The organism is Pseudobutyrivibrio sp. C4 (assembly GCF_900111635.1).
GTDB classification, from domain to species: domain Bacteria; phylum Bacillota; class Clostridia; order Lachnospirales; family Lachnospiraceae; genus Pseudobutyrivibrio; species Pseudobutyrivibrio ruminis.
This window is the reverse complement of the sequence record NZ_FOHF01000012.1, coordinates 1-20,547: the sequence shown is the minus strand read 5'-3', so window position 1 is coordinate 20,547 and position 20,547 is coordinate 1. Positions and strand designations below refer to the sequence as shown.

The window sequence follows — 20,547 nt, the reverse complement described above, 5'->3', positions numbered from 1 at the left end:
TTATCTTCATTAAATTGTAAATGAATCTTTAATATCTCTAAGCTCGTTAGAGTTTTCTTCTGTCTCACCTACAACCTTTACAACACCGTCAGAAAGCATTGCAACATCAGTTGCTTTTTCTGCCACTGTTGTTACCGCTTCTGCCGCCTCACCTACAGTCTTAGAAATCTCATCAACTGAAATAGAAATTGCTGTGGTAGACTCCTGAAGTTCTCCAATCTTTTCTGATATATCGCCTAATACATCTGAGAAATTCTCTGCATCAAGCTTGTAGTTATCTGCCATTTTAAGGAAGCTATCATAATCGTTTGCAACATCTTTTTCTATATATCCAAGTGTTCTTGTAAGACACTCATTCATTAAGTCTACAGAATTCTGAACCTCAGATACGATTTCCATAATACCAGCAACTGTATCGCTAGACTGAGTTGCAAGTCCACCGATTTCTGTAGCTACAACTGCAAAGCCTTTTCCTGCCTCGCCTGCACGAGCTGCTTCAATTGATGCATTTAAAGCAAGCAGATTTGTCTGGCTGGCAATATCCTGAATTGCCGCTGCAAGAGAATTAACCTTCTCAACAGCTTTTGACTTTTCAAGTGCTTCCTGTCCCTGTGCATTAATCTCTTCGTACATTCTTTCAGTCTTTTCCTTGGCTGCAACAGTTTCATCATAGACTGCACTTGCTTTCTTTCTGGTCTCTTTTGCATTGTCTGCACCGACCCTAACTTCATCAGCAATAGCATCAGCATTCTCTTTGATTGCAACTGTTCTTTCGCTGATTACGTCCGTGGTAGCACTTGTTTCCTGCATACTAGCTGCAAGCTCCTCAGATGTGGCTGAATTGTCTGCATTAGCAGAATCGATTTCAGCGGTAATATCCTTAAGTCTAAGAGCATGTCCTTCCAAATCAACAGAAGTATGGGCAATACGCTCAACTATATTTCGAAGGCTCTCTTCCATCTCTCCTACAGCTCTAGCCATAGTTCCAGTTTCATCCTTCTTATGCTCAATAACTTCCAACTCACCACTTGAAGAGAAATCAAGCTTTGAAACACTACCAATAATATTTGTAATAATCTTGATTGGTCCAGTTATGCCTTTGGCAGCAACAATACCTATAATAAGCACAACCACACCAACTATACATGATAAGAGAATTCCAAGATTTCTAATCTGGTTAATCTCTGCCATAATCTCTGACTCATTTGCCACGCAAACTGTCACCCAGCCAGCAGACTCTATTACCTGATATGAACTATATTTAGCAACGCCATTTTCATCTACGTAATGAATAATACCGCTTGGAACATATGAACCGGTTGGTATTTGTGCCAGTATATTTTTCACATCCTCATTAAATACCTCTGTTCCGATTTTATCTTCCTTCTTGTGATACAAGAAAATGCCATCCTGATCTACAACATAAATAGAGCTAGAATCTATACCATTTAAGCCTCTACCTTCAAAAATAGGCTTAAGCACTTCATAATCTACTCCTTCAAGTCCCTTCGCTGCAATTTCCTGCTCTACAATTTCCGAGCATAGAGTGGACAAATCCTGCATATTGTTTTCGTTGACTTTCTGGATAGTAGCCTTTGCTCTTGGAATGATATAAGCAATGTTGAGTACGAAAAACGCAACAACACTTATAACTATCAGTGCAAGTATCTTCACATATATAGAATGAAGATTGAATCCTTTCTTTTTAGACTTTTCCATATAATACTCCTTTCAGTATATATAGTTATTTTCCAAATTATTTTTATGTTGCGAACAATACTATTATATATGGATACTGTATATATTTTGTGTTTTTTCTATAAAAAATGAGACATTCTTCCAAGAATGTCTCATTTTAATATCATTATTTATGATTTTACTGTATTTCTACCTCAACTTTATCAACTCCACCACAATCTGTTGGCCATAGTAGTAAGGATTTTATTTCAGAAATATCAATAACTCTATCAAAGCAACTTGCACATACTGCATATTCCTCAGTATCATCTGTAAATCCGCTAGAGCCTCCGTTTCCAACATAAGGAAGTCTAGTACCATCTTTCATAACAAAACCTGTAAATTCAGGTATTCCGGTGCCGTCCTCACTAGCCTCTACCTTTCCATTAACCTTATAGTTCACTGTTATTGATACAGGTGATATATCTATAGTTGTGATTGTAAAATTGCTTTCAGGTACATCTTTATTTACTGTTATTGTCTGGGCGTTGCTAGTGGTTGGAAGCTGTAATTCAAAGCTCCAATTACCTTTTACTTGCGCCTCATACTCGGCTTTACCAGGATATATTCCAAGTGAAGAAAATTCCACATGTAGGGTATTTCCTGGTATTGTATTTAATCCATCTACCGCCTGAATTTGGATTACGTATTCCAAATCTCCATTCTCATCCAAGTAATGACCAATAAATCCATCCTGCTCAAGTGGCGATCCATCCTCATAAACACCCATGCCATTATCATCAATTATAATTCCATCATAGAAGTAGCTGCTTCCACTTACCCATGAAGACTCTGAATCTTTCTCATCACCTAAATAATAATCTACATCTACCCCTGGCTCTTCTTTATCAGAAATGCTAAATCCCGAAACTTTAAATGATACATATGCAAATTTATCATCGGCAACTACTGTGTCGGGAGCTATAGTGATTCCCTGATCTGTCACTTGATATGAAGAATAATCAGCAAGCTCAGGATATACGATAGCCTGTCCCTGTTCAGTTAAAGTCTGCTGCTGCACATCAGAAGATTTTAGGGCACCACTCATTCCTCTTCCCCAGAAATGATGTATGGCTGCTGCAGCTGTGGCTGTTGCTAGAAGAGCAAAACAAATACATGCAACAAATGATAATCTCTTATGAAATTTTACAACCTTTTTTCCCTCTGAATATCTATATGCTTTTGCTAATACTGTATCGTCGATTCCAACCATACTTAAATACAAATCTCTACTTCTCATGATGCTAAATATCCCTCCCTTACTAATGTGCTCTGTAGCTTTCCTCTTAATCTACTAAGAGTCACTGATACGTTGTTCTGAGTCATTCCAAACTTTTTAGAAATTGTACTGATATCCTCTGTGTAAAAATATCTACATGAGAAAATATAAGCTTCCCTGTCTGGTAGATTATTTACAAAATCTCTGATAATACGCGAAAGCTCTGCCCCAAGAATTGAGCCTTCAACATCACTTGAATCTGGTATACATTCCTCAAGCTCATCAAGTACTTCCGCTATTTCTCCACCGCCTCTTTTTTTCGCTGTCATATTCTCGTATTTATTAAATGCAATGTTACGAGTAATCTTCCCTAAAAAGATTCTCAAAATCTGAGGTCTTGTTGGCGGAATTCTTTTCCATGCCTTCATATATGTATCATCTAAAGCTTCTTCCACATCCTCTGGACACTTTAAAATATTTCCTGCTATAGATGCCAGATAATTGCCATACTTAACATCTGTCTCTTCAATTGCACGTTCATTACGATCGAAATATAACTCTATTATCTCCTCGTCTCTCATATTTGCTCCCTTCGAATTGTTATTTGTAGGCCTTACATCTATATAGACAGGAATTAGATTTGTATCTTACAAAAAATAATAAAAAAAAATTACTCAACCTATTTTACTATAGGTTGAGTAATTATGACTCATTTTTTATTCAAAGGTAATTACTTCTTCTAAAGCTTTTACAAACTTTTCTAAGCCAAGCTTATCGTCCTCTGAAAATCTATTAAGTTTTGGACTATCAATATCAAGCACGCCCACCACTTTGCCATCCTTATGAATAGGAACAACAATCTCTGAATTAGAAGCGCAGTCGCATGCAATATGTCCTGGAAACTCATGTACATTTGGTACCACCAAAGTCTCATCATTACCTGCTGCAGTGCCGCACACACCTTTGCCAAGTGCTATTCTGATACATGCAACCTTTCCCTGGAAAGGTCCAAGTAAAAGTGAGCCTTTGTTCATCAAATAAAATCCTGCCCAGTTTAACTCCTCCATAGCATCATATATAAGTGCTGATGCATTTGAAAGAACAGGGATAAAGTTTGGCTCATCCTCTGCAAGTGATTTAATCTGGTCTGCTAGTAAATTATAATCTGTCATTTGTCCTCCTACATTACGCAGCTTCTGCCATCTCTGCCTTCCATGTTGTCATCCTTTACATATCTGGCATTGAATTCCATGTTAATCTCTCGAAGCTCCTTTTTTCCTTCTATGTAATCCTCGTACATCTCAGCAAGGCCTGCCATGCATCCATCACAGTTTGCTTCGATATTTCCAAGAGATTCCTTTACAATTTGCTCTCTTTCTTCTTTTGTAGTGTCTTTAATTAAATATGACATAGCGTATCTCCATTAGAATAAATTTAAATTTTGCACAATTATACATCATAAACATAAAAAGAGCCAGAAGCTTTAACTTCTGGCTCAAAGATTTTTACAAGAACTTTACTGCAGTTCCATAGGCAAGCACCTCTGCTGCTCCCTGCATAACAGATGACGAAGCATATCTCACTCCTACAATAGCATCTGCCCCAAGCTGCTCAGCCTCATCTACCATTCTCTTTGTAGCAATCTGTCTGGCTTCAACAAGCATATCTGTATAGCCTTTAATCTCACCACCAACAAGTGTCTTCATACCAGCCATGAAATCCTTACCAAAGTTTTTAGACTGTACGATAGTTCCCTTTACTACACCGATTACCTCAAACTCCTGTCCTGGAATTGTTTCAATACTTACGAGCTTCATTTATTTCTCCTCCTTCTATTTCCTTTAATCTTTCTTTTAAAGCAAGAAGTGTTCCCACAATCATTGCTATAAATAGCACAAACATAATAAGCACAAAGCCAATTGGCGTCTCAGGGTCGGCAATCTCAGCCCATCCAATAAATCCTAGCATAGCAACAAAAAATATAATGCATACTGTTGCAGCTATAATTGGGCCTCTCTTTGACTTCTTAATATCAATTTTATTAACATCCATAAACTTAACGCCCCCTTTCTCAAGTCTCCTCATATCCTCGAGATAAGAATCAGCCTGCAGATTATCAAACTGAACATTGGCTTCTATGATTTCTTTACACATCTCTTTCATGATATCCAGCTCTTTCTGACGATGCGTAAAAAGAGATATGTGGCTATCCAAACAATCTGTCATAGATACCTGTCCTGTTTCCAATTTACGAATATCCTCTATCGGAACATCTAAGCTTCTAAGCAGCTTTATCTTATTTAAAAGCTCCACATCCTTTAGGGAATACTCTCTATATCCATTATCCCTGTTTCGCTCTGGACTAATCAGTCCCTGGTCTTCATAAAAGCGAATATTCTTTTTTGTAATTCCAACTAGTTCTTCTACTTGATTAATCTTCATGCTGTCTCCAAAAACTCTTCTATTAGCCTGTTAATTTCGTCGGGCTTATCCGTATTTGCGTTATGCCCTGCACCTTCGATCCAATGCAAAGGCAATCCGGTGCGAGCATGCCAAGCTCTATTGTACCTTTTAGTAGAGCCTGCCATATCCTTTGTGCCACATATAAGCATGGCAGGGCAAGCAATCTCATAAGGAAGCTCTTCTTCCACAGCCTCTACCAAAATCCTATAGCCACCGCCTGCAAGACGTGAATATCTTTCCTGGTCACCATCATAGGTCATCATAAACTCCTTCATTAAGGCACGTCCATATTCAGAGGTTGCCACCCCATTTGTTCCCTGCCGTAAAAGAGTTTTCCATGGATAATAGCGATACACCGGAGTCATTCTATGAAGTAACCACAATTCAATTCCTGTATAATACTGCTTTTGCAATGGGGCGGAATCAATCGATACAAACCCGACCGCTTTATTAGGAAAAAGCTGCATAAACATCTGTCCCAAATATCCACCCATGGATTGTCCAATAATAACAGGCTTATCGAAACCATTTTCCACAAGGATTTCATTTAACCAAGTAGCCTTATCTGCCAAGGAAAAATCCATATCAAATGGATATGAAGTAGCATGAGCTGGTGCATCCCATACAAACACAGGATACTTCCCTTCAAAACACTCAATCTGCATATCAAATAATCTGTGATCTGCAGTTAACCCAGGTAAAAACACTAGCTGTTTATCCTGACACTCACCATTAGTATTTATCCAATAATGAATATTCCCACATCTGGTACTATAAACCTTTTCGACCATAAATTATTCTCCCAATTCAATTGTCTGCTCAGCAGAAAATTTCTTATAAACAAATACTGCAATAATAGAAACTATTACAATCAATATAATTTCCACTACTATAATCGGTGCATATCCTGCCACCAAAACAGTTACAAAATCTGCAAAGGCATGTAATGCAATTGATAAGAAAAGTAGCTGAATCTTTCCATCTTTGACTGCCCTATAAACAATATAGGAAAGTGACAGATGTAATGTAATGGCAACAACTCTCTCTACTCCAGCCATGTAAAAATCCACTGGGCTAGTAGTCCATAAAACTGTAAGCTGATCAATAGTCTGCTGTTTGATATCGCTATCAAATAACTCCAATGACTTCTCCATTAATCCAGTATTAATCATATATGCGCTAATCAGATTTGATACAGTAGTCAGTCCTACTATAATCATAGCCTCAATTCCACCGTGACCAACACCGTACATAAATGCATTTTCTTTATTAAGGAATCGCTTCATAAACAATTTCATTGATATGAAACGACCAACCTCTTCAAAGATTCCAGCTGCAAGTCCACCATAGATGGCTTTTATAAGAATATTTCCAGTTAAAGCTTCACCAAACTGATTAATCATTCCTATATGCAGCAGCTGTTCAAGCACAAGAGCAAATACTACAAATGTAGCAGCTCCTATCCAAAAGCTAATCATTTTTGCTTTTAGCTTGTTCATTGCATATAGCAATAATCCTATTGGCAAACCAAATGAAATTAATAGTGTAAAACACATCCCTATAATAGATGCTAAAGATACTGTTTCCATGTCATCCCTCCCGAGTTAATATTGAGACTTGGCCTTGTCTATGCTTGAAATATAAACCTTCCACAAGGTAGAAGGTCAACACTTTTTTTAAAATTTCCAAATAATCTACAGATATTTAAAATTATAGCATAGTAATATATGTAAATATATAAAAAAGCTACTCTTCTGCAAAATACAGAAAAGTAGCTTCTAAGTTTAATTATATAGTTGCGACATCTACCAGTGTATATTCTGTAGTTGCGCTTTCAAGTGATGTAGCAAGTGCTACTGCAGTATCGATTGCTGTGATACAGTTAACACCAGTCTCGATAGAATTTCGGCGAATGAGGAATCCGTCTCTTGTCTTATCTCCGTGTCCCTGTGTAGGTGTATCGATAACAAGGTCTATCTTGTGACCGAGGATAAGGTCCATTACGTTTGGAGATTCCTGTGAAATCTTGTTTACCTGAAGTGCATCTACTCCTCCATCCTGCAGATACTTTGCAGTTGAGCGTGTAGCGTAGATCTTGTATCCAAGCTTCTCAAATCTCTTTGCAACCTCAAGAGCCTCTGGCTTATCAGCATCCTTTACAGTAATAATCATCTGCTTATGCTTTGGAAGAACCACACCGGCCCCAAGGAATGCTTTGTATAAAGCTTCCTCAAATGTCTTTGCAATACCAAGGCACTCACCAGTTGACTTCATTTCTGGTCCAAGGCTTATCTCAGCTCCACGTAGCTTCTCGAATGAGAACACTGGCATCTTGATTGCAATGTAGTCAGCTTCAGGCTGGAGGCCTGGCTTGTATCCCATTTCTGTGATCTTGTGACCAAGAATTGCCTTTGCAGCAAGGTCTACGATTGGAATACCTGTTACCTTGCTGATGTATGGAACTGTACGTGAGCTTCGTGGGTTTACCTCGATTACATAAACCTCTCCGTCCATGGCGATAAACTGGATATTAATCATTCCAAGTACGTGAAGAGCCTTTGCAAGTCGCTCTGTATAGTCTACAATCTTGTCCTTAATATCCTGGCTGATTGTGTGAGCAGGATATACTGAGATACTATCACCTGAGTGTATACCAGTACGCTCAATATGCTCCATGATACCAGGGATTAAGATATTTTCACCGTCACAGATGGCATCAACCTCAATTTCCTTTCCCTGTAAGTACTTATCTACAAGGATTGGGTGATCCTGAGCAATCTGATTGATGATATCCATGAATTTCTCAATCTCATCATCATTAAAGGCAATCTGCATTCCCTGTCCACCAAGTACATAAGATGGGCGAACAAGTACTGGATAACCAAGTCTGTTTGCAACTTCCTTTGCTTCCTCAGCAGTAAATACTGTGCCGCCGGCAGCACGTGGAATCTGTGTCTGCTCAAGAATTTCATCAAAGAGCTCTCTATCCTCTGCTGCATCTACGTCCTCTGCCTTTGTTCCAAGGATTGGCACGCCGATTTTCATAAGATGCTCTGTAAGCTTGATAGCTGTCTGACCACCGAACTGTACGATAGCACCGTCTGGCTTCTCAAGATTTACGATTGACTCTACATCCTCATTTGTAAGAGGCTCGAAGTAAAGCTTATCTGCTATATCAAAGTCAGTTGAAACTGTCTCTGGGTTGTTATTTACGATGACTGTCTCCCAGCCTTCCTTTGCAAACGCCCATGTAGCATGAACTGAACAGTAGTCAAACTCAACACCCTGACCGATTCTGATAGGACCAGAACCAAGTACAAGTACCTTCTTTCTGTCCTTTGTCTCTACAGCTTCGTTTTCACTTCCATAAACACTGTAGTAGTAAGGTGTCATGGCATCGAACTCTGCTGCACATGTATCAACCATCTTGTAAGCAGCTACAATGCCGTTGTCATAACGCATCTGACGAACCTCGTCCTCAGTCATCTTGCCATTCAAGTGGGCAATTACGCTATCTGGGAACTCAATTCTCTTTGCTTCTTTAAGGAGTTCAACTGTAAGCTCTTCCTGCTGAAGTCTAAGCTCCATTTCAACAAGAATCTTAATCTTATCAATGAACCACATATCAATCTTTGTGATATTGTGAATGGTCTCGTAAGATGCTCCACGTCTGAGAGCTTCCGCGATGCAGTAAATTCTTCTATCGTCAACAACCTTAAGTGCTTCATTAAGTTCCTCATCTGTCATGTCGCAGAAATCGTAGCTAAGAAGTGAATCTACATGCTGCTCTAGTGAGCGGATTGCCTTCATAAGGGCACCCTCAAAGTTGTTGCATATAGACATTACTTCGCCAGTAGCCTTCATCTGTGTAGTAAGCTTACGCTGAGCTGTGATGAACTTATCAAATGGAAGTCTTGGAATCTTTACTACGCAGTAATCAAGCATTGGCTCAAATGATGCATAAGTCTTCTTTGTGATTGCATTTGGGATTTCATCAAGTGTATAACCAAGAGCAATCTTTGCTGCTACCTTTGCAATAGGGTATCCTGTTGCCTTTGATGCAAGTGCTGATGAACGAGATACACGTGGATTTACCTCGATTACACAGTACTCAAAGCTTTCTGGATGAAGCGCATACTGTACGTTACATCCACCTGTAATTCCAAGCTCATCTATAATACGAAGTGCAGATGTACGAAGCATCTGATATTCCTTGTCGCCAAGTGTCTGTGAAGGAGCAACTACGATTGAGTCACCTGTATGTACACCAACAGGATCGATGTTTTCCATGTTACATACTGTGATGCAGTTGCCGTTGGCATCACGCATTACCTCGTACTCGATTTCCTTCCATCCAGCGATACATCTTTCTACAAGAACTTCATGGACACGGGAAAGACGAAGACCGTTTGTAAGAATTTCTACAAGCTCCTGCTGATTGTTTGCAATACCACCGCCTGAACCACCAAGTGTATAAGCAGGTCTAAGTACTACTGGATAGCCGATTGTGTTAGTAAACTTGATACCATCCTCAACTGTGTTTACAACAAGTGATGCTGCAACAGGCTCACCAAGCTTTTCCATTGTGTCCTTGAATGCCTGTCTATCCTCAGCTCTAAAGATTGTCTCAGCTGTGGTACCGATAAGCTTAACTCCCTGCTCTTCTAAGAAACCTGACTCTGCAAGCTCCATACCAAGGTTAAGTCCAGCCTGTCCACCAAGTGTTGGAAGAAGTGAATCTGGCTTTTCCTTAATAATAATCTGCTTTAAAACGTCTACTGTAAGAGGCTCAATATAAACCTGATCTGCTATCTCTTTGTCTGTCATGATTGTGGCAGGGTTAGAGTTTACAAGGCAAACCTCAATTCCCTCTTCCTTAAGTGAACGACATGCCTGTGTTCCAGCATAATCGAACTCTGCCGCCTGTCCAATAACGATAGGACCTGAGCCAATCACCATTACTTTCTTAATGTCACTTCTCTTTGGCATTACTGCTCTCCTCCCATCATCTTAATAAATCTATCAAATAAATATCCGCTGTCCTGTGGTCCTGGGCATGCCTCAGGATGGAACTGAACAGTGAAAATGTTCTTTCCTGTATACTTAAGTCCCTCATTTGTTCCATCGTTTACATTCACAAATGCAGGTACCGCAATTTTCTCATCAAGTCCATCTGTATCAACTACATAACCGTGGTTTTGTGATGAAATGTATACTTTGCCAGTCTCCAAATCCTTTACAGGATGGTTGCCACCTCTGTGTCCGTACTTAAGCTTGTGAGTATCTAGACCAGTTGCAAGTGCCATAAGCTGATGTCCAAGGCAAATTGCAAAAATTGGTACATTGCTATCATAAAGCTTTTTAACCTCATCAATGATAGGTCCACAATCCTTTGGATCACCAGGTCCGTTTGAAAGCATAATACCGTCTGGCTCTGCTGCAAGGATTTCCTTTGCAGGAGTGTGAGCAGGATAAATAGTAACCTCACATCCTCTATCATTAAGAGACTTTGCAATATTTCTCTTTGCACCAAAATCTAATAGTGCCACCTTTTTTCCGTTTCCTGGTAGAACTGTCTTCTCCTGGCAAGTAACCTTTGAAACTACATCCCCAGTTCTATAAGCCTGAAGCTTTGGCTTGATTTCTTCGAAATTAAAATGCTCATTTGTAGTAATCATTCCGTTCATTGTTCCGCGGTCACGTAAGATTTTTGTAAGAGCACGTGTGTCGATACCTGAAATACCTGTGATATTGTGCTTAACCAAGAAATCCTGAATTGTGCCCTTGCAGCGGAAGTTTGATGGAATTCTACTAAGCTCTCTAACAATAAATCCATCAGGCCATGGTCTGCCACTTTCCATATCATCTGTAATACCATAATTACCAATAAGTGGATATGTCATGCATACGGCCTGGCCTGCATAAGAAGGATCTGTCAGAACTTCCAAATATCCAGTCATAGAAGTATTGAAAACAATCTCACTAACGACCTCTCTGGTAGATCCTATGCTTGTGCCTTCAAATACTGTGCCATCTTCCAAAATCAAAAATGCTTTCATCTTTCCTCTTTTCTACCCTTTTTATAGTCCGCTTTCCAAATAGTTCTATTATTTTTTCAATATCGTTATCACTATATTCATTGAAAAAATAAGAACTATTTTGTAAAGCTCATTTAAATTTTTATAAAAATCCAAGGTATAGAAGATACCTTGGATTTACGATTATTTTAGCGGAAGTAATCCACACCAGATTCGAAAATCTTCATGTCCTGATTACCATAAATGTTAAGTGCTACGCCACTACCTCTACGCTCTGCATGAGCCATCTTACCAAATACTCTACCATCTGGACTTGTAATACCTTCGATTGCATAGTAGCTTCCGTTGATATTCCATTCCTCATCCATTGTAGGGTTACCATTTTCATCTACGTACTGAGTAGCAACCTGTCCGTTTTCAAAGAGCTTCTTAATCCACTCTTCTGAAGCAACGAAACGTCCCTCACCGTGAGATGCTGGTGAACAATAAGTCTCTCCAAGCTGTGCACCTGCAAGCCAAGGTGACTTGTTGCTGACTACCTTTGTATAGGCAATCTTAGAAATATGACGTCCTATTGTGTTGTATGTAAGAGTTGGTGAATCTGCTGACTGTGTATGGATTTCACCGTAAGGTACAAGACCAAGCTTGATAAGAGCCTGGAATCCATTACAGATACCTAACATCAAACCATCTCTATTTTCTAAAAGATTTGTTATAGCTTCCTTCATCTTTGCATTTCTAAATGCAGTTGCGAAGAATTTAGCTGAACCCTCCGGCTCATCACCAGCTGAGAATCCACCAGGGAACATAACAATCTGAGACTGAGCAATTGCTCTTGTAAACTCATCTACTGATTCTCTGATGTCCTCGGCATTCTGATTCTTGAATACCTTTACATTTGTGATTGCGCCTGCCTTTTCAAAGGCACGAGCTGAATCGTATTCGCAGTTTGTTCCTGGGAATACTGGAATAAATACTCTTGGCTTTGCAATCTTGTTTTTACTGATGTAGAAATTCTTTGCCTTGTAAAGCTCTGTATTTACAAGAGATGTATCTTCATGACTGCGTGTCTTGAATACCTTTTCAAGTGTTCCTGTCCATGCTCCAAGAGCCTCGTCCATAGAAATCTTTACATCCTTGTATGTGAATGTTGCATCATCTGTAACTTCACCAACTTCGTAGCCACAATCAGAGAGGCCTCTCTTTTCAAGCTCCTGAATGATAGCAAGTGCGCCATCCTCTGAAACTTCAACTACGATATCTCCTATTACACATCCGAATAATAATCCGTTCTGGCATTCATCAACCAGCTTTACACCAAGCTTGTTACCAAAGGCCATCTTAGAAACAGCTGGTACTAATCCGTATGCATCAAGAGCATATGCTGCCTTGATGTTTCCAAGCTCTACCATCTGTCTGATTACTTCATAAACAACCTTTGCCTGACTGTAATTTGGCTGGTCATAATTGTCACGAAGAATTCTAAGTAAGAAGAGCTTATCTCCTGCTTCCTTTAACTCTGGAGTAACAATCTCCTGTTGTTTTGCCACATCAACTGCAAATGATACAAGTGTTGGAGGAACATCGATTTCATTGAATGTTCCTGACATAGAGTCCTTACCGCCTATAGAAGGAAGACCGAACTCCATCTGAGCCTTGTATGCACCAAGAAGTGCTGCAAATGGCTGGCTCCATCTCTTTGGATCTTCGCTCATTCTGCGGAAGTATTCCTGGAATGTGAATCTGATTTTCTTGTAATCACCACCAGTAGCTACGATACGTGAGATTGACTCAAGTACAGCTAACTGTGAACCATGGTAAGGTGACCAAGAGCTTACATATGGATTAAAGCCATAAGCCATCATTGTAACAGCATCTGTATTTCCATCTGCAACAGGAACCTTAGCAACCATTGACTGAGTTTCTGTAAGCTGATATCTACCACCGAAAGGCATAAGTGTTGAGCCAGCTCCAATTGAGCCATCAAACATCTCAACAAGTCCCTTCTGTGAGCAAACATTAAGATCAGCAAGTGTATCAAGCCAAGCAGCCTTTAAATCATTATTCTCAATGTCCTTTGCTACCTTTTCGATACCAATTCTATCGATGTATTTATCATTGCTATCAGGAAGTTCTACATATACATCTGTCTCCTGATGAGCACCATTCGTATCAAGGAATGCTCTTGAAAGGTTAACAATTTCCTTACCTCTCCAGTTGAGAACAAGTCTAGGCTCCTCAGTAACAACTGCAACCTCAATTGCTTCAAGGTTTTCCTCTGCAGCATACTGCAAGAACTTATTAACATCAGCTGGTGATACAACTACAGCCATTCTCTCCTGTGATTCTGAAATAGCAAGTTCTGTTCCATCAAGACCTGCATACTTCTTTGGGACCTTGTCAAGATCAACTGTAAGTCCTGGAGCAAGCTCGCCGATTGCTACTGATACACCGCCGGCACCAAAGTCGTTACACTTTTTGATAATATATGAAACTTCTTCTCTTCTGAAAAGTCTCTGAATCTTTCTTTCTGTAGGTGGGTTACCCTTTTGAACCTCAGCACCACATACTGCAGTAGATTCTGTATTGTGAGCCTTTGAAGAACCTGTAGCACCACCGATTCCATCACGTCCTGTACGTCCACCAAGAAGAATGATTTTATCTCCTGGATCTGAATTCAATCTCTGAACTGCGCGTCTTGGAGCAGCACCCATAACAGCACCAATCTCCATACGCTTTGCAACATAATCTGGATGATATATTTCCTTTACATATCCTGTAGCAAGACCAATCTGGTTACCATATGAGCTGTATCCATGAGCAGCTTCACGAACAAGCTTCTTCTGTGGAAGCTTTCCTTCGATTGTATCCTTTACTGAAACTGTTGGATCAGCAGCACCTGTAACACGCATTGCCTGATATACATAAGTACGTCCTGAAAGTGGATCTCTAATTGCACCGCCAAGACATGTTGCAGCACCACCAAATGGTTCGATTTCTGTAGGATGGTTATGTGTCTCATTCTTAAAGTTAATAAGCCACTCTTCATCTGTTCCATCTACATTAATAGGTACAACGATTGAGCATGCATTAATCTCATCAGATTCTTCCTGATCATCAAGCTTGCCATCTGCTTTAAGACGCTTCATAGCAAGAAGTGCCAAATCCATTAAGCATACAAACTTATCATCTCTATCCTTATAAAGAATCTTGAAGTTATCAAGATAATCATCAAAAGTTGCCTGAATAGGAGCTTTGTAATAACCATCTTCGATAGTAACGTTCTTTAACTCTGTAGAGAATGTTGTATGTCTACAATGATCAGACCAATATGTATCTAATACCCTGATTTCTGTAACAGTAGGGTCTCTGTGTTCTTCATTGGAAAAATAGTTCTGAATGTGAAGGAAATCCTTAAATGTCATAGCAAGATTTAAGGAATCATATAAATTACGTAAATCATTTTCAGCCATAGAAATGAATCCGTCAAAAGTCTTGACGTCGGCTGGCTCATCGAAATTATTAGATAGAGACTCTGGCTTTTCAAGTGAAGTCTCTCTAGAATCAACTGGATTAATACAATGTGATTTTATAGCATTAAATTCATCGTCAGAAATGCTACCCTCAATAACATAGGTAGTTGCTGTATGAATAGTAGGATTCTCATCCTCATTTAGAAGTTTAAGACACTGCTCCGCAGAATCAGCTCTCTGGTCAAACTGACCTGGTAAAAACTCAACAGAAAAAACTCTGCCATTGTAATCAAATGTTTCTTCATAAACATCATCAACAGGTGGCTCCGAAAATACCGTCTTTACCGCTTTTTTAAAGACCTCATCAGAAACATCCTGAATGTCGTACCGAATCAGAACCCTGACTCCTGTAACACCCTTGATGCCTAAGTAACTTCCTATTTCGGAATACAGTGACTTAGCAGATACTGCAAACTGTGGTTTTTTCTCAACGTAAACTCTTCTTACCTTGCCCACTTTACACCTCCGTGATATTTATTTTGTATCGCAGGGTGTACAAAACCTCGCACACCCCACAGTTGTAGATAGTATATCACAATTTGTTCACATGTCCTAATACTTTTTCAGTCTATTTTTTTAATTAAATTTGTTACTTTTTAACGAAAGTTTTATTCCTTATCTTTCCAGAATCCTTTAACCTGCTCTTCCACACTTTCTACAGATGCGAATGTAGCATCATTCCATTCTCGTGGAAATGTTTTTCTATAGCTTCCAAACCTAAAGCGTTCATCAAGCAACGCAATAACTCCCACATCGTCTTTGGTTCTGATAAGACGTCCTGCCGCCTGGATTACTTTATTCATACCAGGATACAAATAGGCATACTCAAATCCATTTTTGCCATTCTCATCAAAAAAATCAGACATAAGCTTTCGCTCGTTGCCCACCTGTGGAAGCCCTGCCCCAAGTATTATAGAACCAATAAGCTTTCCGCCAACTAAATCTATACCTTCTGAAAAAATCCCTCCAAGAGTACAAAACGCTACCATTGATTTGTCTCTTTTCTTTTCAAATTCCAGCAGAAAGTCTTCTCGTTCTTGTTCTGTCATATTTTGCTGTTGAACTATTACGTCAACATCACCCATTATGTCACTATATTTGCTTTGTATATCCTCCAAAAACTTGTAAGAAGGACCAAAAACCATATAGTTTCCCTGCTTCGCTTTTACGATAGTATTGATGTAAGTTGCAAATTTCAGATACTCATCATCACCTCGTCTTGTGTATTTGCTGGTCACATCTGTACCTAGCATCAAAAGACGGTTCTTTTGATCAAAAACCGAATCCACATATATGGCATACACATCTTTATCATTACAAAGCAAATCCTTGTAATAATCGATAGGAAGTAATGTCGCGCTAAAGTATACTGTTGCCCTGGCCATTCTGAGCCTGTCCTGCAATTGTGCCGATGGATCAATACAATATAAATGAAGATTGAAGTTTTTACCCTCATCGAAATCACAGTATATACGATAGTGATCACTATCCTGTTGATACGCCAAGGCCGTAAAGTTTCTCAATCTGAAATAGAAATCTAATACTTCATCCTGATATATTCCAAATTTGATTTCTTTTTTAAATAGTTGTTCCAATATCATTTGAAGATTGTCACAAGCATTTAAAAGCATATCAACATCATCCAGCACTGTTATATCGTGATCACACTCACGCTTGTATTCAAGCATAATCCTATTGCATTTTTCCAATGCATTAACTAATTTCTTGCTGACAGGTTTAGCATACCTTTTTATAGAAAGAATTTCTTCCTTGATGAGAGTTTCAGAGTACATCTCTCTTGCTCTATCAACCATGTTGTGAGCTTCATCAATAAGAAAAATGTGCTCACCACCTTTGCCTTCAGCAAAAAATCTCTTCAAATATACATTTGGATCAAACACGTAGTTGTAATCACAGATAATGCCTTCACACCACGTACTAACATCTAGTGCCAGTTCAAATGGACAAACTACGTATTCTTCGGCATAGCCAAGAATAACATCTCTTGTTATTACCGTTTCCTTAGTAATTACTTCATATATAACGTCGTTAATTCTATCAAAATGTCCCCTGGCATAAGGACAATAATCCGGATTACAATCAGTCTCATCACAAAGGCACATTTTCTCCTTTGCTGTCAACATGATTGTTTTGCCTTCATATCCCTTTTCCACTAAAAGACTATATGCATCCCTAGCTGCGATTGCAGTAGCCGTTTTAGCTGTAAGATAAAAAACACGCTCTGCAAGATTTTGTCCAAGGGCCATTACTGCAGGATAAACGTTAGCGATAGTCTTTCCTGTGCCTGTAGGAGCCTGCATAAACAAAATTTTTCTTCTATATATACTTCTGTATACATCACTAACAAGTTTCTTTTGTCCATCTCTGTATTCATAAGGGAATTCCAAACCTTGGACAGATTCTAGAAGCTCCATCTTATGATAATATTGAAAATCAGACCATTTCTTAAATATTCCAACAATGGTCAAAAACCACTCTTCTATTTCTTCATAAGTATAGACATGATTAAAATACTTAACCTCTTCTGTCTCCAAGCTAACATAAGTCATCTGCACTTCGATTGTCTCAAGATTATATTCAGAAGCAACCATATATGCATAACATTTAGCTTGAGCTTCATGAACAAGTACAGGCTTTTCAAATGTCATTACATCCATATACATTCCTTTTATTTCATCAACTGTGGCTGTAACAACATTTCCAGATTCGTCTCTATCTAAAACAAGACCGTCGGCTCTCCCTTCCAGTCCAAGAATATAGTCTTCATATTCAATCTGGAATTTAAGTGGAACTTCAGCACTATAAAATGGACCCATAGAACTTTGAATTTTTCTATGGATCCTACTTCCTGCTTGCATCGCCTCAAAAGGATCTACAGACCCTTTTCTGTCATCGATATCTCCTTCTCTAAGAAGAAACTCGACTAAGTTGCGAACCGAAATATTTATTTGTGCTTTTTCTCCCTCTGGAGCTATTAATCTCGATACTTTCATAAATAAAAAACCCTGTGATAATCACAGGGTTATTATACCTTATTCTATTCTATGCAACAACGAACTTCTTAACAGCGTTTTTAAAAGATGGTTCGATGTGATCTGCAACATAGACATCCATGTCTCTCTTGATACCCATTGCAAGTACTCCAAGAAGGGACTTACCATCGATATAAACTACTCCGCTATGAAGGTCGACATCGCCGCCACACTTAGCAGCTGCTGTAACAAACTCTTCTGCATCCTGTGTGTTCTCAAGTCTAATTTTAAACTTCATAAACTAAATCAACTCCTATAAAAACCAAAATCCATTTACTACAATACGTCTTCCGTAACGTACTTGATATTTTATAACATCATTTATAAATACTGTCAATGCAATTTTTGTCACACACTTATCAATTCGTGCAGTAACTTTTTGATTTTTATAAAAAATTGCTATGTGAAGATTATCTGAACACTTTTTTAAATTTTAGTTTCCATAAAAAGCCTTATTATCGGTGTTTGTGCGATATTTTTACAAGCAAGTTTCCATGTTGACAAATTATATTGATTTAGTGTCCAAATTATTAAATTTTTGTAAATTTGTATTTAAATGAGTACAAAGTCACTAAATAAACATATTGCCATACCATTTCAAGGCTTCCACGTATGCATCGTACACATCATGCATCTCAATATCATGAAGAACCATTAATCTGGAAACTTCCTGCCAATCACCAGCTTCATAGCTAAGTAAGAATTCAAGCTGAGGTGAAAAGATGCCATCATCTTCTACTAAAGCCTTCTTTATCTCATTACTAACGCCAACTTGCTCTAATGCCTTTTCCATAGGCATATCTAGTATCAAATTAAGTAGAGAAAACAGTCCCATTAGGAAAAGCTCATCTTTTCTCATAGCATAATCGAATACAGGTGCCAGATTTTCTGCAAATCTTGCTCTAACTAATGATAGTCGTGTAATCTCATTTGGCTTACCAGCTGCTAAACCATTAAATAATGTTGTATTTAGCCAACGTCTAATCTCGCGTTGTCCTAAAAGTGCTGTAGCTTGAGCAATGGATCTAATATTAGAATTTACTGTAAGCTTATTAGCAATTTTCAATAACTCAATAGAAAGAGCTGGATCTTGTCCAATAACATTCGATACATCGCTAAGATTAAAATCTGGCTGATTAATAACTGTCATCAACTTCATGTAATTAATCTTAATAGGCGAAACCTCTGTATCTTGTTCATTAATTGGAACTCTAAAGAAAGTACCTTCGAAAATTTTGAATAGACCAGATTCTTTAGCAGCATCAAATTCTTCCTTGCTATGAAGATTCTCTGCGCAAAAGTCCATATCAGGAATAACTTTTCTAAACTCCTTAGCCTGAGCAACAACATCTCCAGCTTCGCTATTAATAAGGAATAGATCAAAATCGTTTAGCATAAACTTAAAGTCATCAATGTTAGCAAGAGGCAAATCCTTCATAGCCAACTTGAAACCTTTACTTTTCAAATCAAGTAAACGTTTATTATATGATTCTTCTGGCTTAATAGTCTGATCAACCAGTAAAACTATTCTTCCATCAAAGCCAGTCAACTGTTGTTCTATATTAGAAAATAATGAAATATTATTAATAGGAATAATTATGCTGCAGTTAGCAACAAGATCATCCTCCGAAACACTATCAAAAACTTCAATTCCTACGATAGCGCCAGCACCATCATATTTTCCTGCGCCTAGTAAATGGGGATGTTGATATAAGTTCTCCTTCTGCGCATATAAGCAATATGATGCAACTGACATATCTTCGTAAAACAGTGGTACCAATGTAGCAAGCATAATCCCTTCTCCTTTGCACGTAATATAGTAAAAACCCTTAAGAAAATTATAAATTGAATTTTCTGACTATTTTAGTTTATTATATCATTTTGTTTTTACACATTCAATTAATTAAGTAGTGTATTTATCACTGTTTTATATACGAAAAAAGCCCTGGAAGTATATCTTCCAAGGCTTTTAGTAACAGGGGATGAGAGAATCGAACTCCCACCAAAGGTTTTGGAGACCCCTATCATACCATTTGACCAATCCCCTAAATCGTAAGCGAAAAACCCAAAATTGATTTGAGTCCCTCACCCACGCGACTAGTAAATATTAACACAATATCTAGTCGCTTTCAATAGAAAAATCACAAAATTTTCACATTATTTTTTCTATCTTAGGCAAACAAAAAGTTCTTGCATTTAGCAAGAACTTTAGTGGAGACGGAGAGATTCGAACTCTTGACCCCCTGCTTGCAAGGCAGGTGCTCTCCCAACTGAGCTACGCCCCCAAATAGTGGTTTCTCTACGAAAAAAGCAAGCTCTTGCTTGCTACTTCTCTTATAGCAACCTCAAAACTTCACACAGTAAAACTTAGTGTCCGAAAATTCGCTACACATCTTCCTTTTAGAATAAACCTTCGATCTATTAGTATTCATCAGCTGAATGCGTTACCGCACTTACACCTTGAACCTATCTACCTTATCGTCTATAAGGGATCTTATTTCCTT

The 20,547-nt window shown here is 38.5% G+C and carries 15 protein-coding genes, 2 tRNA genes and 1 rRNA gene; all 18 read right to left on the bottom strand.

Annotated features, from left to right (window positions below; all coding sequences use genetic code 11):
• Nucleotides 1–9: 9 nt before the first annotated feature.
• Entirely contained in the window at nt 10–1,719 is a 1,710-nt protein-coding gene (locus BMY66_RS13395) for a methyl-accepting chemotaxis protein (protein WP_044937598.1), read from the bottom strand.
• Nucleotides 1,720–1,876: 157 nt separating this feature from the next.
• Nucleotides 1,877–2,977 (bottom strand): DUF4179 domain-containing protein, encoded by a 1,101-nt coding sequence (locus BMY66_RS13390; RefSeq protein ID WP_090395484.1) that lies wholly within the window; start codon nt 2,975–2,977, stop codon nt 1,877–1,879.
• Nucleotides 2,974–3,537, bottom strand: a complete 564-nt coding sequence (locus BMY66_RS13385; RefSeq protein ID WP_090395483.1) for an RNA polymerase sigma factor — start codon at nt 3,535–3,537, stop codon at nt 2,974–2,976. The genes BMY66_RS13390 and BMY66_RS13385 overlap by 4 nt, the downstream gene beginning before the upstream one ends.
• A 135-nt stretch (nt 3,538–3,672) precedes the next feature.
• Nucleotides 3,673–4,128, bottom strand: a complete 456-nt coding sequence (locus BMY66_RS13380; protein ID WP_090395482.1) for a GAF domain-containing protein — start codon at nt 4,126–4,128, stop codon at nt 3,673–3,675.
• Between the two features lie 8 nt (nt 4,129–4,136).
• A complete protein-coding gene (locus BMY66_RS13375; RefSeq protein WP_015550048.1) occupies nt 4,137–4,367 on the bottom strand; it encodes a hypothetical protein in 231 nt (76 codons plus the stop codon).
• 94 nt (nt 4,368–4,461) lie between these two features.
• Nucleotides 4,462–4,773 (bottom strand): YbjQ family protein, encoded by a 312-nt coding sequence (locus BMY66_RS13370; protein ID WP_074791971.1) that lies wholly within the window; start codon nt 4,771–4,773, stop codon nt 4,462–4,464.
• Nucleotides 4,754–5,398, bottom strand: coding sequence for a MerR family transcriptional regulator (locus BMY66_RS13365; RefSeq protein WP_090395481.1), 645 nt, complete (start codon nt 5,396–5,398; stop codon nt 4,754–4,756). Before BMY66_RS13365 ends, BMY66_RS13370 begins: the two co-directional genes overlap by 20 nt.
• Entirely contained in the window at nt 5,395–6,210 is an 816-nt protein-coding gene (locus BMY66_RS13360; RefSeq protein ID WP_090395480.1) for an alpha/beta fold hydrolase, read from the bottom strand. The genes BMY66_RS13365 and BMY66_RS13360 overlap by 4 nt, the downstream gene beginning before the upstream one ends.
• A gap of 3 nt (nt 6,211–6,213) precedes the next feature.
• The gene (locus BMY66_RS13355) at nt 6,214–7,008 is read right to left on the bottom strand and encodes a YhfC family intramembrane metalloprotease (RefSeq protein WP_090395479.1); all 795 of its coding nucleotides are present in this window, start codon (nt 7,006–7,008) and stop codon (nt 6,214–6,216) included.
• Between the two features lie 199 nt (nt 7,009–7,207).
• Nucleotides 7,208–10,408: a carbamoyl-phosphate synthase large subunit gene (carB, locus tag BMY66_RS13350; protein ID WP_090395478.1), complete on the bottom strand. Its 3,201-nt coding sequence runs from the start codon at nt 10,406–10,408 to the stop codon at nt 7,208–7,210.
• Entirely contained in the window at nt 10,408–11,478 is a 1,071-nt protein-coding gene (locus BMY66_RS13345; protein ID WP_090395477.1) for a carbamoyl phosphate synthase small subunit, read from the bottom strand. The genes carB and BMY66_RS13345 overlap by 1 nt, the downstream gene beginning before the upstream one ends.
• A 167-nt stretch (nt 11,479–11,645) precedes the next feature.
• Complete coding sequence (locus BMY66_RS13340) at nt 11,646–15,446, bottom strand: phosphoribosylformylglycinamidine synthase (RefSeq protein ID WP_090395476.1); 3,801 nt, start codon at nt 15,444–15,446, stop codon at nt 11,646–11,648.
• A 152-nt stretch (nt 15,447–15,598) separates the two neighbouring features.
• Nucleotides 15,599–18,004 carry an ATP-dependent DNA helicase gene (locus BMY66_RS13335; protein ID WP_090395475.1) on the bottom strand — a complete coding sequence of 802 codons (2,406 nt, stop codon included), beginning with the start codon at nt 18,002–18,004 and terminating at the stop codon, nt 15,599–15,601.
• Nucleotides 18,005–18,053: 49 nt separating this feature from the next.
• Nucleotides 18,054–18,281: an HPr family phosphocarrier protein gene (locus tag BMY66_RS13330; RefSeq protein WP_044937573.1), complete on the bottom strand. Its 228-nt coding sequence runs from the start codon at nt 18,279–18,281 to the stop codon at nt 18,054–18,056.
• 333 nt (nt 18,282–18,614) lie between these two features.
• Nucleotides 18,615–19,835 (bottom strand): EAL and HDOD domain-containing protein, encoded by a 1,221-nt coding sequence (locus BMY66_RS13325; protein WP_090395474.1) that lies wholly within the window; start codon nt 19,833–19,835, stop codon nt 18,615–18,617.
• A gap of 184 nt (nt 19,836–20,019) precedes the next feature.
• Nucleotides 20,020–20,090 (bottom strand) — tRNA-Trp (locus BMY66_RS13320).
• Between the two features lie 165 nt (nt 20,091–20,255).
• Nucleotides 20,256–20,328, bottom strand: a tRNA-Ala gene (locus BMY66_RS13315).
• Nucleotides 20,329–20,444: 116 nt separating this feature from the next.
• Nucleotides 20,445–20,547 (bottom strand): 23S ribosomal RNA (locus BMY66_RS13310); the annotation flags it as partial.

Excerpts from the sequence above, each read along its gene's own strand:
- BMY66_RS13395 (WP_044937598.1), bottom strand. The coding sequence starts at position 1,719 with ATGGAAAAGTCTAAAAAGAAAGGATTCAATCTTCATTCTATATATGTG.
- BMY66_RS13390 (WP_090395484.1), bottom strand. The coding sequence starts at position 2,977 with ATGAGAAGTAGAGATTTGTATTTAAGTATGGTTGGAATCGACGATACA.
- BMY66_RS13385 (WP_090395483.1), bottom strand. The coding sequence starts at position 3,537 with ATGAGAGACGAGGAGATAATAGAGTTATATTTCGATCGTAATGAACGT.
- BMY66_RS13380 (WP_090395482.1), bottom strand. The coding sequence starts at position 4,128 with ATGACAGATTATAATTTACTAGCAGACCAGATTAAATCACTTGCAGAG.
- BMY66_RS13375 (WP_015550048.1), bottom strand. The coding sequence starts at position 4,367 with ATGTCATATTTAATTAAAGACACTACAAAAGAAGAAAGAGAGCAAATT.
- BMY66_RS13370 (WP_074791971.1), bottom strand. The coding sequence starts at position 4,773 with ATGAAGCTCGTAAGTATTGAAACAATTCCAGGACAGGAGTTTGAGGTA.
- BMY66_RS13365 (WP_090395481.1), bottom strand. The coding sequence starts at position 5,398 with ATGAAGATTAATCAAGTAGAAGAACTAGTTGGAATTACAAAAAAGAAT.
- BMY66_RS13360 (WP_090395480.1), bottom strand. The coding sequence starts at position 6,210 with ATGGTCGAAAAGGTTTATAGTACCAGATGTGGGAATATTCATTATTGG.
- BMY66_RS13355 (WP_090395479.1), bottom strand. The coding sequence starts at position 7,008 with ATGGAAACAGTATCTTTAGCATCTATTATAGGGATGTGTTTTACACTA.
- carB (WP_090395478.1), bottom strand. The coding sequence starts at position 10,408 with ATGCCAAAGAGAAGTGACATTAAGAAAGTAATGGTGATTGGCTCAGGT.
- BMY66_RS13345 (WP_090395477.1), bottom strand. The coding sequence starts at position 11,478 with ATGAAAGCATTTTTGATTTTGGAAGATGGCACAGTATTTGAAGGCACA.
- BMY66_RS13335 (WP_090395475.1), bottom strand. The coding sequence starts at position 18,004 with ATGAAAGTATCGAGATTAATAGCTCCAGAGGGAGAAAAAGCACAAATA.
- BMY66_RS13330 (WP_044937573.1), bottom strand. The coding sequence starts at position 18,281 with ATGAAGTTTAAAATTAGACTTGAGAACACACAGGATGCAGAAGAGTTT.
- BMY66_RS13325 (WP_090395474.1), bottom strand. The coding sequence starts at position 19,835 with ATGCTTGCTACATTGGTACCACTGTTTTACGAAGATATGTCAGTTGCA.